12 protein-coding genes are annotated in these 16,045 nt (G+C 60.3%); 9 read left to right on the top strand and 3 right to left on the bottom strand.

Features of this window, described 5'->3' with window-relative positions; all coding sequences use genetic code 11:
* Positions 1 to 12 precede the first annotated feature (12 nt).
* The 3 genes from Pla123a_RS21565 to Pla123a_RS21555 form a co-directional block, all read right to left on the bottom strand.
* The gene (locus tag Pla123a_RS21565; RefSeq protein WP_146590882.1) at positions 13 to 504 is read right to left on the bottom strand and encodes a tripartite tricarboxylate transporter TctB family protein; all 492 of its coding nucleotides are present in this window, start codon (positions 502 to 504) and stop codon (positions 13 to 15) included.
* On the bottom strand, positions 505 to 1,500 hold the full coding sequence (locus Pla123a_RS21560) for a tripartite tricarboxylate transporter substrate binding protein (protein ID WP_146590880.1): 996 nt from the start codon (positions 1,498 to 1,500) through the stop codon (positions 505 to 507).
* Between the two features lie 122 nt (positions 1,501 to 1,622).
* The gene (locus tag Pla123a_RS21555) at positions 1,623 to 2,342 is read right to left on the bottom strand and encodes a GntR family transcriptional regulator (protein ID WP_146590878.1); all 720 of its coding nucleotides are present in this window, start codon (positions 2,340 to 2,342) and stop codon (positions 1,623 to 1,625) included.
* Between the two features lie 908 nt (positions 2,343 to 3,250).
* Between Pla123a_RS21555 and Pla123a_RS21550 the strand changes: the two genes are divergently transcribed.
* The 9 genes from Pla123a_RS21550 to Pla123a_RS21510 all read left to right on the top strand — a co-directional run bounded on the left by Pla123a_RS21550 (position 3,251) and on the right by Pla123a_RS21510 (position 15,876).
* Positions 3,251 to 4,141 (top strand): LamG domain-containing protein, encoded by an 891-nt coding sequence (locus tag Pla123a_RS21550; RefSeq protein ID WP_146590876.1) that lies wholly within the window; start codon positions 3,251 to 3,253, stop codon positions 4,139 to 4,141.
* 185 nt (positions 4,142 to 4,326) lie between these two features.
* Positions 4,327 to 5,646: a hypothetical protein gene (locus Pla123a_RS21545; RefSeq protein WP_146590873.1), complete on the top strand. Its 1,320-nt coding sequence runs from the start codon at positions 4,327 to 4,329 to the stop codon at positions 5,644 to 5,646.
* Between the two features lie 10 nt (positions 5,647 to 5,656).
* Positions 5,657 to 7,123, top strand: coding sequence for an alpha/beta hydrolase family protein (locus Pla123a_RS21540; protein ID WP_146590871.1), 1,467 nt, complete (start codon positions 5,657 to 5,659; stop codon positions 7,121 to 7,123).
* 54 nt (positions 7,124 to 7,177) lie between these two features.
* Complete coding sequence (locus Pla123a_RS21535) at positions 7,178 to 9,541, top strand: hypothetical protein (protein ID WP_146590868.1); 2,364 nt, start codon at positions 7,178 to 7,180, stop codon at positions 9,539 to 9,541.
* Between the two features lie 192 nt (positions 9,542 to 9,733).
* Positions 9,734 to 11,317 carry a LamG-like jellyroll fold domain-containing protein gene (locus Pla123a_RS21530; RefSeq protein WP_197528181.1) on the top strand — a complete coding sequence of 528 codons (1,584 nt, stop codon included), beginning with the start codon at positions 9,734 to 9,736 and terminating at the stop codon, positions 11,315 to 11,317.
* A gap of 86 nt (positions 11,318 to 11,403) precedes the next feature.
* Entirely contained in the window at positions 11,404 to 12,420 is a 1,017-nt protein-coding gene (locus Pla123a_RS21525; RefSeq protein WP_197528180.1) for a DUF1559 family PulG-like putative transporter, read from the top strand.
* A 241-nt stretch (positions 12,421 to 12,661) separates the two neighbouring features.
* Positions 12,662 to 12,925, top strand: coding sequence for a hypothetical protein (locus Pla123a_RS21520; protein ID WP_146590862.1), 264 nt, complete (start codon positions 12,662 to 12,664; stop codon positions 12,923 to 12,925).
* Between the two features lie 69 nt (positions 12,926 to 12,994).
* Positions 12,995 to 14,533, top strand: coding sequence for a hypothetical protein (locus Pla123a_RS21515; protein WP_146590860.1), 1,539 nt, complete (start codon positions 12,995 to 12,997; stop codon positions 14,531 to 14,533).
* A 359-nt stretch (positions 14,534 to 14,892) separates the two neighbouring features.
* The gene (locus tag Pla123a_RS21510; protein ID WP_146590858.1) at positions 14,893 to 15,876 is read left to right on the top strand and encodes a DUF6807 domain-containing protein; all 984 of its coding nucleotides are present in this window, start codon (positions 14,893 to 14,895) and stop codon (positions 15,874 to 15,876) included.
* Positions 15,877 to 16,045: the final 169 nt, after the last annotated feature.

Here is a 16,045-nt window from a genome sequence, read left to right as displayed (position 1 = left end):
ACCGATTGTGGATTAGGGGAGCGGCATCGCCAGCAGACCGTGGAACACGCCCCAGATCAACACAACGAAAGAAAGTGGCGCAATCACCAGCCATCTGATATCCCGGATCCCTAGCACCCAGGAAATTGCCGTGATACACGCCGTCGACGAGATCACAAACCCAACAAGCGGTAGCGAAATCACATAGGCTACAGTGACTGCAATATTGCTAATCACACCGCAGCGACTGCTCTCGGATGCGTCCGCTTCGGCGGAGGACTCCTGCTCCTGTGACGCCCCCTTCGCGGGCCGACGCTCTAGGAGGAGCAGGAGCGAACCAGCCGAAACCACGAGCAGTGCCGCGGCAGGCAGGTGAGCCGGACGGAGTGGAAGGCTGCTTTCATCGACGCGGCGGATGCGGCCACTCGGTCCGCTATCTGCCAGGAGCATGAAGGCGGAACCCGCTCCCAACGCTGCTATGGCGACGATAAACACAACCTGGTGCTTCTTGGCGATTGCTACCATCTAGTTGCCTGCCACTTTGGGTAGCAGGTTGCCAATCGTCGAGCGGGCTTCGATCAAGGCTTCCCGGAAATCTTGGGCGCCCAGGTACGCAACCTGCATCTTCTGCCGCTTAGCCTCGGCTGCGAACTGTGGATCGTTGCAGACGCTCCGCACCGCGTCCTCGAGGATCGCGAGCCGGTCCGCCGGAGTGCCCGCCGGGGCGACAAGACCTTTTTGGTTCAGCAACGCCAGGTCGTATCCTAGCTCCCTCAGGGTGGGCACGCCGGGAGCAAGGGGAGTGGGTTCCGCGGAGGTGACCGCCAGCGCGCGGACGCCGCCACCGGAGATCAGCGCGTCTGCTTCGGCTGGCATCGCCATGCAGACGTCGACATGGCCCCCCATCAACGCCGCAAGCGACGCGGCGCCGCCGTCGAACGGCACGTGAGTCAACGAGATCCCGGCCTCGTTCGAGAAAGCAAGCATGGCGCTATGGAACAAGCCGCCGTGGCCCGACGATGCGAACTTAATCGCCCCCGGTGCTTTGCGTGCTTCTCCCACCAGCGATTCGAGAGAATCCCAGCGAGCGTTGCTCTGCACAACCATGAGCATGCCTGTCGCCGTGATGCGAGCAATCGGCTCGAATGACTCGACCGGGTCGTAGGGCAACTCTCGGTAAAAACTTGCAGAGGTTGTTTCGCTTCCTCCCGCCGCCAACAGCGTGTAGCCGTCTGCCTTGCTACGCGCGACCACCTGAGCGGCGAGCACCCCAGCGGCGCCAGGCTTGTTGACGACGACTACCGAGGACTTCACCTGTTGCTCGAGACTCTTGGATACGGCGCGAGCAATCAGGTCCGTCCCGCCACCTGGCCCAAAGCCGACAACGATGTCAATCGACTTCGCGGGGAAAGGGCGGTTGTCGTCGGCGACTAGCCCACACCCCCAGGTCGCGGCCAGCAGGCCCGAGGCTAACGCCAACCGGCTGATTCTGGTAACAGGCTTTGTATTCAACAGGAGCATTCGCCTATCCTAGAAAACCCAAGCGACCACGAGTCGTGGCGCACGCTCAGTGCCGCTGCCCGAATCGCGGCCGGCCCCAAATCGCGGCCGGCACGGCTGGGTGTTTGTTAGCCCGCCTCGTATCACGAACCGCGCAGAAAAGCATGGAACTGCTCGCGTTCCGTGTCCTTCGCGAAGCGGACATGGTCACGCATCTTTGCTTCGGCTTTGTCTGGGTCGCGTGACATCAGCACCTTGACCAGCTGCTGATGCCAATCTTCCGGAACATCGCGGTGCCACGTCTCGCCCAGCCAGTTGAGCCGCATCACCTGCCTGAACCAGACCCGCTCCAGCTCATCAGCAAGGCCCGCGTAGCCACCGTACTGAGCAAGGTGGACGTGAAACTCAAGGTGAGCTTGCAGGCCGACCTGAGATCGACGGTCACCCCGTGCGATAATTCGATCAAGGGGCTTAGCGTCAACGAGAAGTTTCGCGAGGTCCTCGCCGGTAGCAAACTCGGCGCAGAGCCTGGCTGCCTGGCATTCGATTGCCTCACGCAGCATCTGGTCGTTCTTGACATCCTGGATCTGAAGCGGTCGAACTCGCGAACCATGAAGGGCAGCAAACTCAACCAAGCCCTCGGATTCAAGTCGGAGCAGCGTCTCAGTAATGGGAGCTGGGCTAACGCCCAGCCGCTTGCTGAGCGTACGCCGAACGAGCCGCTCGCCCGGTCCTAACGCTCCGGACACGATCTCATCGTGAATGGTTTGGTAAACCCGCTGGGTGAGCGTCATGCCGCCACCCGCTTGTGATTTCCTGGCTATCCACGCTGGACTGACCCGTTCCGGCAGCGATGTTGACATGTCAGGTCCTGACGAGAGGTTCAGGTGATCACCTGAGGGAGCGAGGAGCCCATGGCACTCATTCCCAGCGATAATAGCAACAAGCGCCTGCCGTGTAAACTCCTGTACCGTGAATCGCTGTCGCCGATTTAGCCTAACAACGCCATGTCAGCTGTTCATTTTGCAGCCAGCGAATGGTCGGCAAGAGCGTCTGGATAGTTGTGTCTCAGTCCGTGAAAGCCCGTGTATGCCGTATAGAAGGCCGATCGCAGCCAGGATTTGCCTCTACCTTGCGCACCGAAGATCCGTTGCGGCGCGGCCAATCTGCCTTCATGACAGATCAGCGAGTCGCGATCACGACCTCCGGTTCTGCTGGCCGCCGGCCAGGCTTGGGCGGCAGGATAGGGTTAGAACTTCGGTGAAAAACTCCAGTAAGCCCGGGTGGCCCGATGGCTGAATCGGTTTCCTGCAAAAAAATCCACAAGGTCATTTGACATGTCAGGCGGATTTGCTTAGTTTATCGCTTGTAGGGAGAACCCTCGCTATTCGGTGTGCTTTTCCGTTTTGTTTCCATCGATCGGCTGCTCTACATCAGACCAATATTGCAGGGCCGAGTAGCAGCCGCCTGCTGCTGGGCTAGCAGTCAGTCAACTCACGTCAGGCTTCTCGCTGTTCAGCGAGTCGCGGCCAACTAGGTTTCTCTCTTCTTTCTTTTTCCAGATGCAGCCACGGGTCCGTGTCGGAGGCAGAGCGTCGACAGGCAGATTCGCGTCTCGACAGCAACGGTTGCCTTAATCGGCGGCTGCATCTACTCATCCTGCTCTAGCTTGGGAGTGTTTCTAATGAGGATTACGACGAGAGCGGCATCAGCGACCTTGGCTACCTGTATTGCGATAGCGCTATCTGCCAGCAGTTCCGATGCGGCTCTAGTGCTGCGAGCCAACTTTGATGATGGGCCCGGCACGACCGTGACCAATCTCGGCTCGGCGGGCGGAACACTGGACATGCGCGCTGTGGGCGGAGGCCTTGCCGATCTGCACACCGCAAATGGCGGCGGCGTCTCGGGGCAGCCCGGCGACTACGGCTATGAAGCGTTTGGAAATCCCGCCGCCACGGGAGTGACCGCCGATGGCCGGTTTGACTTTGGCACGTTCAGCGACTTCACGATCTCGGGATGGTATTACCAAACCGCGTCCCAGGCGGCTGAGCTGCAAATCGGTGAGAGGAAGTTGAACCCCGATACCGGCAGCTTCACCGAAGGCTTTCAGAACTTCTTCCGGTACCGACCTGAGTTGAATGCAGGTAATACTCGTATTGAATTGTTCGGGTCGGGGGGGTCGACGGTCGACGCCGATCCTGGTGACCTTCAACTGCGGATCGGGGGCACGGCTGGGAATAGCTTTGTTTCAAATGCAAACACGTACACGGCAACCGACGAGTGGGTCTTTTACGCCGTGACCTACGACGGCACTTCGTCCGGAGCAACTGCAAACTTTTACGTGGGAAGCAAGACTTCAGCCCCCGTGCTGGCTGGCACGAGCACCGTGAGTCAGCTGGGCGGATTTCCGGCGTTTGATTTCGGCGAGCAACCGGTTAGCCTCGGCAACCGCCCCTTTATCGATAATGGTGGCGCCAACCGATCGCTCAACGCCACGATGGACGATGCACGGTTCTACGTCGGAGACGTTCTGGACCTCGCCGCGCTTGACACGGTTCGCCTGGAGGCGATTGGCGTTCCTGAGCCCGCTACTGGAATGCTCGCCCTCGGAGCGTTGTTGATGAGTGGCATCGCTAATCGCCGGTCGCGGAGCGATGCCTAGCAGTTAGGGAGTACGGGCGTCGAGTTGCACACCTCTCTTCGGGCAGGCCGGTCAAGCAGTAAACGGCTGAAGAATCGGTGCACTTTGGCGCGGTCTCGCGGCCCCCAGTCGCCGCGAGACCGCGTATTAGAGAGGTCTGACAATTACCAACAACTGTCATCCAGCCCACGGCTGAACGTCTCACAATGATCGAAGGACGATCCATGATTAGCACAATCTTCTCTTCGCGTTGGCCTATCTTCTTAGGCGTCGTGCTGCTGGTGCCATGCCCCGCACTTGCCGAGCTGGCGCTTCACATGGAGTTCAACGGAGAAGGAACCTACACCACTAATCTCGGCACCGCGGGGGGCGTCGCTGAGATGATCGACGCCGATGGGGTAACGTTACGGGACAATCACCGGCGAGCCGACCCCTTGTACGGGGCCATCCCCGCAGCCTACGGGCCGTCGGGACTAGAGGCGGACAATTCGCTTCTCCAGACCGGCGGGCAGGGGATTATCGCTCCCACGACACAACTCCCCCTGGATCTGGGCGCTTTCAATCAGGTGACCATCACCGGTTGGTTACTCGATCTTGGAGGCAATCCGACCGGCCACGACAACAACAACTACATCCGTCACCAGTTGTCCGGATCGCAGCGCATGACCCTCCACGGCATGGGTGGGCAGGTGACCTGGGAGGCCGCCCGATTCACTAACCCGGACCCAGAGGGGAGCCAGCAGGACGAGATCCTCGGTGACGGCAGCCTGAACCTGACGATCAACGGGAAGCACCACTTCTCAATTGCCAAGAATGAAGAGGGGGTGATTGACGCCGACGTGCCGCTCTACGACGACCCCGCGTTCAGCCAGTCGTGGATGTTCTTCGCCGTCACGTACGACGGAACCACCACGACCGACGCGGTCAAGTGGTATGTTTGCGACCCCAGTTCTGGAGCGGGTTGCACCGACGCGGAAAATGGCGCGGTGAGGCTCGGCGCGACTAACGATCTGCACCCCGATTTGGTCGCCGACGAATCGCTCCGCATGGTCGACATCGGCGAGATCATGACCGGCATCGGCAACGCCGACGTGGTGAACGGTCAGGCGCGTGCTATTGATTCGCTGATGGACGACTTCCGGATCTACACCAATGAAGTCTTGTCAATCGAGGACATTGAGCTCATCCGCCGCGCCGGTCTGGATGACGAGCTGCCCATTGGCCCGCCTGTCACCATCCTGGCTGGCGACTTCAATGACGATGGGATCGTTAACGCCGCAGACTACACCCTCTGGAGGGACAACGAGGGCGGGCCGGAAGGCAGCCTTGGGATCAACGACACCGTTGGCGGGGTGATTGGAGCTGGTCAGTACGCCCTTTGGCGTGACAACTACGGCGAAACCGACATCAGCATGGCGTCCCCTGGATCGGCCGCCGCCCCCGAGCCTACCGCGGGAATCTTGATGGGCGTACTGCTCGCCGTCTCAGCATTCCAGACTCGTCAGCAACGTAACTCTGCAACTTGATAGGACCCCCATGCCAGGCATCTCTTTCAAGCTCTTGGCCCCCGCTGCACCCGCGGCGGCAGTCCTGACAGCCACATTGGCGCTGTGCCTCGCGGCCAACGCCGCAGGCGTCGACCAGATCGTGTCGTACCAGTCATCGGTTAGCTCGGACGGCGGCGGGCCGCTGGACCTGGTCGCTGAGGTCAACTACGACGACACTTTTGTGAACGCTCCGATCGCGGTCGTGATGCACACCTACTCGCAGGCAGACGACGCCACCCAGCAGAACATCGGTCGGGTGAGAGCCAATGCTCAGCGGCTGCGCGACAAGGGCTTCTTCACGATCAATGTCGCGATGCGGGGCCGTGACGGATCGGACGGTAGTCGAGACTCCGGGGGCGTCGAGATCTACGACATCTACGACGCCGTCGAATGGGTCAAGGCGACCTATCCGGACCGAGTTAACGCCGAGAATGTGCACATCACCGGCTACTCTGGCGGTGGAGGCAACGTTCTTTCTGCGCTCACGAAATTTCCGGACTACTTCAACCTCGGTTCGTCGTTCTTCGGTATTTCCGATTACGGCTACTCGGCAACGAACGGCTGGTACAACAAGGGCGCCAGTGGTTCTCACCAGGCTCAGATGAACGCCGACATGGGAGGCCCGCCTTATGTGCTTGGTTCCCCGACCGCGTTCCTCGACGCGTACCAGGCTAGGGCTTCCAACTTGGCCTCCAAGAACAACCCCTACTCAGAGACCCACCTGTTTGTAAACAACGACGAAGTGCAGACCCCGCCGATTCAGGACACGAGCTACCGTGATTTCGCAATCGCGGAGGCGGCCTCACCGGGCGAGTTCGACAACATCACGGTCCACATCGGCAACCAGAACCTGTACGTGGACTTCAACAACAACAACATGAACGAACCGAATGAACGGCAGTACTGGCCTCATGCGGTGCCGAGCGAGAACGTGCAAGACTCCGGTGAGGCGTGGTACCTCAGCCGGCTGCTCAACAACGAGATCCCCGCGCCTGTCTTGAACTCGCAGGACGATTTCTTTGTCGCCGGCTTCGTGAAGACCCGAGCGTTCGAGGCTTGGGTCGGCGATGGGCAGAACGGCGCCGCGGCGTTGTCGTACAGCCTGGCGGACCTGGAGAAGTCGTTTAACGTGGAGTTGCTCAGCAGCAACCTCGACCTGCCCGTCCGCTTGTCGGTCGAGACCGACGACTGGGCTGGGCAATCGATCGAAGTGTGGCTCAACGGCAACCAAATAGAGACCTTCGTCGGCGGCGCGGTCTACACCAACGACGACTTGCACCACAACGACTCGCTCGTCCTGAGGGCGTCGGCGGTTCCAGAGCCGAAGGCTGCCGCGGCATTGTGCGTGCCGTTCTTGCTGGCTTTGGCTTTCCGTCAGGCCCGGACCGTCACCGGGGCAGCAGCCCCATGCTATGTGCGACTCGCGGCATCGGGACGCAATGGAATATCCATGTAGCGTGTTCGCGGAACCGCATTCCTGGCAACTTTGCAACGAGGGCGTAGGCAAGAGATGTTAACTCGGTGGTCGGTCAAGCACCTGGCGTTGGTGGCGGCAGTCTGTTCTCTCCCTGAGGCCAGCGTCGCGCAATTCTCGAGCAATCTCGTGTTCGAGGCAGAGGGCTACTCGTTCAGCGGCGGACTCGGGTTCGGAACCGCCGCCGACGCTTCTGCCAGCGGAGGCTCGTACATCTCGACCCTCGGCGGATCCACCGGCGTGCCCGACGCCACGGTTACCTACAATCTCGCATTTGACCAGCCAGGAGACTACTACCTCTACGGCCTGACCTACGCGCCCAACCCGGGCACGGGCCTGAATGACAGCTTTTTCCTGCCACAGACGTTCGGCGCCTCTCCCGGGTTTACGACCATCAACAACCTCGACGTGGTGACGCCGGCCAACTACGTCTGGCACAACTATTCGACAGGCGCGGTCATTCCGAGCTCCCCCACCGGCTCCAACGGACGCGCCATGGTCGGTACGGCGCCTATCTACACAGTGAGCAGCATTGGCACGCAGCCGTTCACCATGGGCGGACGCGAGTCGCAGCTCCGACTCGATGCCTTTGTCTTAAGCACGCACCCAAAGCTGACGCAGGCGAATCTGGGTGACCTGCTGCTGAACCCGGGCACGCAAATCGAACTGCCGTCGGGACCGGAGGGGCCCGAGTCGTACCTGCAGGTGGTGCAGGCGTACGCCGACGCCCTCGTAGACCACGGCACCGACACCTACGGGGCGGTCCACTCCGGGATGATCCTCTCGATGCTCAACCGCCACACCCTGCAGCCATACAACTCGATGCCCGCCATGCCGGACACCGTGCGATTTGACGATCGGGTCGTCCCCTATGGCTCGAACGTGAACCTGGACCAGAACCTCTACCGTACGCTGTACGCGTTGTCTGAGGTAACAAGCAATTCTAAATACGGCATGGCCGCGGACTCGGCCCTCTCGGCATTCCTTGAGTACACCCAGGCGCCCGCCACCGGTTTCTTCGCTTGGGGCGAGCACCTGTCCTGGGACCTCCAAGCCGACGCCTACGGCACCCATGTAACCAACGGCGGATCTCCCTACCCCATCCACGAGCCCAAGCGAACAACCGCTCTTTACGAGAAGTTCTACGAACTAAACCCGTCAGCAATGGTCGACTACGCCGAGGGACTGTGGGAGCACCAAATACACGATAAAGAGACCGGCAACTTCAGCCGCCACGCCCGCTACGACGCCCACGACACGCGCCCCAACTTCGATTTCCCGAAGGAGGCCGGCTACTTCATGCACGACTGGGCCCGCACCTACGACAAGACCGGGGAGGCGAAGTTTCTCGGCTACATCGAGGTTCTTGCCGATCGCTATCTTTCCAAACTCGACGACACGACTGCGAACCTGATCGAGTTCGACTCAACCCGCTCGTTTGCAGACACGTCGGCCAGCATATCGATGGCAGTCGACGCCTACCACGCCGCACAATTGGTTTCCGACGGGGTGGTGAAAGACAAGCTGCTCGCGCTCGCCTCCCGGATCGACCAGGGAATCCAGTCGATGCCGCACGATGTCGCCGGCAGTGGCGGGTTCGTCCAGTACGTCACCGTCGAGGACGACTACGAGCTCTACCCCTATAAGGAAAACGGAGGGGTGTCGTACGACTGGAGCCTGGCGTACGGACGGAAGACCACGGCGATGCTTGGTGGGCTTTTTTACGACCGGTATCGGCAGCTCGCTGACGTTAGGTTGGACGGGGACGCAGACAGCGACGGCGACGTCGACGATACCGACTTCAACGCCGTCGTGAGCAACTGGGGATCGACCTCAGCGCTATGGGAAGACGGCGACTTCAACGGCGACGGCATGGTGTCCGGTGCCGATCTCGACATTATTCGAGAGAACAGAGGAGCGCTCGTTGATACAGAGGTTAGGGATCGCTACCGAAGCATGGTGATTGAAGCCGCGGACTTCTATCTTTCAAGCGACCCGCTGATCTCTGACCGCCCCTGGCCGGTCGAGCTTGGGCTCGCAAGCTCGCTCGAGCTGGCGGCCTTCGAGATCACCGGCGACGAGCTGTACCTGGGGCGGGCGAGGCATTTTGCGGACCTCGGGTACGAGCTCTTCTGGACCGAGGACAGCCCGCTCCCCAAGGCCGACCCGTTTGTCGACCACTACGAGAACATCACCCGTGCGGACACGCTGGTCTACGCGATGCTGCAGCTCTATGCGATTGAGAACGGTCTCCCCAATGACTTTGACGTCTCGAATATTGACCGCTCACCGACGGCGCACGGCCCGAATGCAGTTCCTGAAGGCAGTGCGATTCTTATCGCCGTGTTGGGCATCGGAATCAGCTTGTGCGGCCGCGGTCGTTGCAGTCACTGCAGATGACGCTGCCTATCACGACAACCCATGATCGACACCAGCGGTCGCCGAGTACGGCGACCTCACCGTTCACACCGCCATCCGTTTAGAATGACACACGATTTCAATCCCGCTGTCCTAGAGCGATTGCCGTTCAGCGGCACGCGAATCGCTAGTTGCGCAAGGATTGCCCTGCTGCGTGCATTAGCAGTTGTGTCGATGGCGTTCTTGCCGATCACTGCGTTCGCTGAGTTAGCAGTGAATCTAAAGTTCGACGAGACTGGCTTTACGGCTGGAAACTCAGGGACTCTTGCCGATGCAACGATGCTCAATTCGAACGGATTCCCGTCCGACTTGCACACGGCATCAGCTCTGGGCGTGTCCGGGCTAGTGGGTGATCGAGCCTTCGACGCCAGGGGCAACTTTGGCTCGGTGGGGCCGGTGACCCAGGCTAGTTATGATCTCGGAACATTCAGTCAGTTCACGATCACCGGGTGGCTTAACCGCGACAGTGACGCCCTCGCTCTGGGCGCCGATCAGGCCTACCAGAATCTGATGCGTTTTGAGAAGGACAGCGTCAACCGCATCACCCTCCAAGGCTACGGTGGCAACGGCGCTACGGTTGGCGACCTGCAACTCCGTATTGGATCAGCTACCGGATCCAGTTTCTTCTCGCCTTCGAGTTACCAATCACCAGACGAGTGGGTCTTCTTTGCGGTGACCTTCGACGGTACGCCCGGCACGAACGTGGAGCGTGCGAAGTGGTACGTGGCAGACACTGCGACCACGGTTGTGAGTGCAGGCACAAACTCATCGAACATCGCCAGCGGCAGCTTTGAGTTCGACTTCGGCGCTACTACTATGGGCATTGGGAACGCAGACTCGCTGCACGGTCAGAACCGCATTGTCGACGGTCTCATGGATGACTTTCGGTTCTACACCAATGAGATCTTGGGCCCGGCCGAGATCGAACTCATTCGCCGAGAGGCGCTGCCGCCGACTACGGAGTTGACTTCAACATTCGTAGCGGAAGACCCTGGGGCGGCGCTCCCTGGTCATGTATCAAACGTTTGGCGGCTCGACACCGCAGGAGCGGAGTGGCTCAGTTCAGAGCTCCGCGTTGAGCTAGGCGTTGGCGCTATCTACCAGGACGCCGACGGATCAGAGGTTCCGCCGGACCCTGCAGAATTCGGTGCGCGGCCATCGCTGCAGTTCGACAGCTACCTTACTGGCGGATTCGATTCTAAGCCGCCGAGTTATAGGGGCAACCTCCCGGTTCCGGTCGGTGGCGCCATCGATGTCGGTGGGGCGTCCGCTTTCACGTTCGATAACGAGAATCTTAATGCGACATGGGTTACAGAGGAGCCGTCAAATCTAGTGGGCGACCTTTCCCTGGCCCGAGTTACGCTGACCGATGACGCCCAAGGCTGGTTCCGTTACCGCCTAGGGATGTCGGGCGGGTTCAAGGATGCAGTCTACGCCGAAGGAATGATTGTCGATGGCGTCATGCACCTGCAGGCTCTTCCATTGCTGCCAGGCGACTTCAACTACGACGGAGCCGTCAACGCAGCCGACTACGTTGTTTGGCGTGACCTACTCGACGCCGAGTCGGGCTCGCTGGGCCCTAACGACACCGCCGGCGGGATGATAGGAACTGCCCAATACGAACTCTGGAGGTCCGCCTACGGCGCAACAAGGACAGGCGTGGTGGGGACGACCATCGCGCCAGAGCCGAGCGCACTCGTCGCGTTCATAGTCGCCGTGTCCGCATTGGCTCTCAATACTCGAATTCAGGCTCGTTAAGAGCCCGGCCTTCGACTCACATGATTCGGAGCAATTGCTCATGGCCTCTCGGGGCCCTAGAACCTTATCTCGCAAACGCAAAAGGGATGGAAACGATGAAGCTAAGGAATCGTCGGCATAACGCATTCACGCTAGTCGAACTGCTGGTTGTCATCGCGATCATTGGCGTCTTGGTTGCCTTGCTCCTGCCCGCCGTCCAGTCCGCTCGCGAGGCGGCCAGGCGGACACAGTGCACCAACGGACTAAAGCAGATTGGCTTGGCAGTACAACTGCATGCCGACACCAACTCATCGCTCCTACCTACGGGACGGGCCGCTCCTAAGCGGGGGGTTGGCAACTCCGATGGTGACGCAGGCGGCGAGTATAGCTACTCATGGGCATTTACGCTCCTGCCCTACATGGAGCAGCAGGCCCAGTTCGACAGCTTCAAGCCGGGGGTGAAGGTGCCGGACCCGCTTAACGCGGCTGCCATGCGTACGCCCGTGGCGGCGTTCTATTGTCCAAGCCGACGCGCGCCGTCAGCGGACCGCGACTTCGATTCGGCCGGCAACCCGCCAGTGCCGCAGGCGTACCGCAGTCTGGCGGCGGGCGGTGACTACGCGGGCAATGTGGGCGCCGCTAGCCGCATGGAGAGCGGCGTCAGGGTCGGTGACGTCACCTACGGTCAGTACAGCTACTGGACCGGACAAAAGTCGGGCCCCATCCTTTCGGATAGCAAGCTTAAGCTACGAACGGTCGTCGATGGCTTGTCGAAGACTTTTGCTGTTGGAGAGAAGCACATTCCGAGCGAACTCATCAGCCCATTTGACAACGTGCCTGGATCGATCGACTTCAACAAGGGAGACACGGCGTTTTTCGCAGGGAATCACCCTTGGGCGATCCTACGCAACGCCTACAGCGGTTTCCCGGCGAGCGCCGACGACGAAGAAATCTCTAAGTTCGGTAGCGACCACGCCGGCCAGATCTGTTTGTTCGTGTACCTCGACGGGCACGTGGAGCCCCTTACCTACAACACGCCGCTCTCAGTGCTGCACGCCCTTGCGACGATCGCAGGCGAGGAGGCAGTCAGCGAAGACGGCGCCATCGGTGGCGTGACGCTCTAGCAGGAACGCCGTTACTACAAACACAAACGATCCAAGAGAATGGAGTTCGCGGTAGATGAATCCCTCAAGGAGATGGTTCACCGTGTTAGCAGTGGCCGCTAGTGCTGCGGCACACGCGGGATGCTCGGGCGGTGGTGAGAAGACTTACCCAGTATCCGGCGTGGTCACGTTCGAAGGCAAGCCACTCGCCGGCGGGAGCTTGGTCTTCGAGCCGCTCTCGCCCGCTCCGAAGACGGGGAAGATGTACAGCGCCCGAGGCAAGATCGGGCCTGAGGGGCAATTTCGACTGAGCACTTTCGGTGATCAGGATGGCGCCCCGCCGGGACGCTACCGCGTTGGCGTCACTCCCCGCGTAAAAGTATGGCAGTCCGAAGAGATCCGGGAAGCTCCCCCGCAGAACTCGATCCCGCCGAATTACACGTCGCCGAGCAGCTCGGGGCTCGAGTTCGAGGTGAAAAGCGAGCGCAACGAGATCGACATCAACTTAGAGTCTTCCCCCGCGTAGACTTCCGCAGCCTGCCCTGGGCGCAGTCCGCAGAACTTATAGCAGTCCGAAGGAAAAGGGATTGATCGCATGGCAATTTTAGGTCGCGGCGATTGGAGCGTTAACTCACTTTGCATGCCGTGCATACTCGCGGCCGCTGTGTCCGGCTGTCTGGCAGACCAATCACGCGCGGACGACGACGATCGGTTCTATCAGCACGCAAAGGGGTACGCCGACGCGATGCTTCTGCACGCGCAGGACACGTACGGCGATCAGCAGTCGAGCCTGATGCTCTCGATGATAGACCGCAGCAGGCTAGCGCCTTTCAGCAGCATGCCCCGAGAGCCGCACGGCATTCGGAACTCTGACCGGGTATCGCCGCACGGCGCAAACGTCAACCTCGACTTCAACCTCTACCGCCTCCTTTACGCCCTGAGTGAGGTGACCGGAGAGCCGAGGTACCGAGAAAACGCCGACAAGGCCCTCCGGGTTTTCCTGGAGGTAACCCCATCGCCCACGACTGGTCTGTTCGCGTGGGGTGAGCACCTCTGCTGGGATCTGAAATCTGATTCTCCGGGAACGAACTGTCGTAGCGATCCGAGCAAAGGGCACGAAATCATTTACATCCACGAGCCGAAGCGCCCGACGGTCCTGAGTGACAAGTTCTACGAATTCAATGAGAAGGCGATGGTCGGATACGCCCATGCCCTTTGGGAACACCAGATCGGCGACCACTCGACCGGCAACTTCAGTCGTCACGCCTATTACGATCACCACGAACCGGGCCTCAACTTTGACTTCCCCAAAGAGGGGGGGTACTTTCTGCACGACTGGGCCCGCGCGCACCAACGCACACGAGACGAGCGATTCCTCAATTACATCAATATCCTGGCGGACCGCTACCTCGAGAAAAGCAGGAAGACAGGCGACTCGCTGGTCGCCTTCGACTCTCAGCGTGAGTACGCCGACACCTCTGCCAGTCTTTCGCTGGCAATCGACGCGACCCACGCCGCCAATCTGCTTCCGGAAGGCCCCGACCGAGACAAGCTCTTGCGTCTGGCGGCTGCACTCGACAAGGGACTTTTGGGTCTGCCGCACGACGTCAGCGATAAGGGTTTTGTCATGTACGTAACAACCGACGGCAACCGCGAGCTGTACAGCCACAAAGAAAACGGCGGGTACTCATACCTGTGGAGCATGAAGTACGGTCGCAAGACAACCGGCATGCTAGGAACTTTGTGCTTTAGTCGAGCAGCCCAGCTGGGCGACAGCAGAGAGGGGAAGGCCTACCGCGAGTTGGCCATCCACGCGGCCGACAAGTACTTCAACGAGGCGCCAGATCGTTCGGAACGCCCGTGGCCCCTAGAACTCGGCATCGTCACAAACTTGGAACTGCTCGCCTACCGGGAAACGGGCGATTCCAAGTACCTCGAGCGAGCCAAAGACATTGCCGATCATGGAATTGACTTTTTCTGGACCGAGGGAAACCCACTTCCAAAGGCAGATCCAGAGGCGGCCCACTACGAGAATATCACACGCGCCGACACCTTGGCCTACGCGATGCTTGCTATTCACGTGATCGAGAATCGGCTTCCGGCTGAGCTTGGCGATCTGGACATCGATCGCTAGAGCCTACTCGATATGAATCAGCGGTTGTAGGCCCGAGGACTGACCGCCCTGTGGGTCGACGTTTGTAAGCGATGGGTGAGGACCAGGGCGTCGCTGAATGGCTCGAGTTCGATGCCGCGTCCGGGCGGTTCGTGGGGGATTCGTCTGAAGCGGCCAACGCTCTCCTACGGGACCCCAAAGATCCAGGCTACCGAGTCCCGGAACTGCTGGACGTCTAGCGAACGCCCGAGCTGTGCTGCCTCGCAAAGACGCTGGCACGAGAAGCTCAGCGGGGCCAGGCAAGGAGTCATCCCTTCCCCGGCGCGACGTCAAACCTGACGGAAACGCCTGCCCGTAGTCCACCCAACGTAAGAGGAGTCATGGCCAGACAATTGTCTTTTGCTGTGGTGCTTGCCCTATCCCCTGCAATTGGCCTCGCTGCTGATAAGCGGATTGAGGTCGTCGACGCCGGCAGCGGCGTCGTCGAAGTCACATGTGACGGCAACGCGTTCACGTCCTACGTCTACCGCGGGACGCCGAAGCCGGTGTTGTTTCCCCTAGTGGGACCCGGCGGAGTGAGGATGACGCGAGATTACCCGCTGGTAGAAGGCACGCTCGGCGAGGCGACAGACCACCCCCACCACCAGTCGCTGTGGTTCGGACACGGCAGTGTGAATGGAATCGACTTCTGGGCCATCGGCGAGGGCACGGGCGAGATCCGGCACGGGAGCATCGAAAAGGTGTCCTCTGGGCCTGTTGGGGTAATCGACTCTACGTCGGCTTGGGTGGCTCCCGACGGAGAGGAGGTTTGTCGAGAGCGTCGCTCGATGCAGTTCCGCGCGAGCGAGAACTTGCGAACGATCGACCTTACGATCGTCCTGTCCGCCGGGTCAGATACTGTCGTCTTCGGCGACACGAAAGAGGGGACCATGGCGACGCGGACGCGTCCCGAACTGCGTCTCACAGCGAGCTCCCGCGGCGCAAACGCCCTGCCAACCGGGCACGCAGTCAACAGCGAGGGCGACAAGGACCAAGGAGTCTGGGGCAAACGCGCCAAGTGGGTCGACTACTGGGGCGAGGTCGACGGCGAGAGGGTTGGGATGGCGATCTTTGACCACCCCCAGAATCTGAGGCACCCCACCACGTGGCACGCACGCGACTACGGATTGGTTGCCGCCAACCCTTTCGGCCTGCACGACTTCTTGAACGAACCATCTGGGTCTGGAGACTACCGCCTCAACGCAGGAGAATCTCTGGAACTCCGCTATCGATTCGTTCTTCACAGCGATGACGCTAAGAGCGCGGGCATACCTTCGAGGTACGAAGAGTGGGCACACATCAAGGAAGCTCCCTGGCCGCGCTAGGCAAGCGATCCTTTTGGTCGAAGAAGCAGCTCATCCAGTCTTTCCGCTCGAGCAGCGTTTGTCATCTACTCGGGTCGCTTCGGATATAGCAATACGGGCGATAGACGTTTGCGACCGCTCTCCATAACGCTGTAAACCACGAGAATACTCAGGGTAAGATGATAAGATC

This window comes from Posidoniimonas polymericola (assembly GCF_007859935.1).
Classification (GTDB): Bacteria; Planctomycetota; Planctomycetia; order Pirellulales; family Lacipirellulaceae; genus Posidoniimonas; species Posidoniimonas polymericola.
This window is presented reverse-complemented; position numbering and strand designations above follow the sequence as displayed.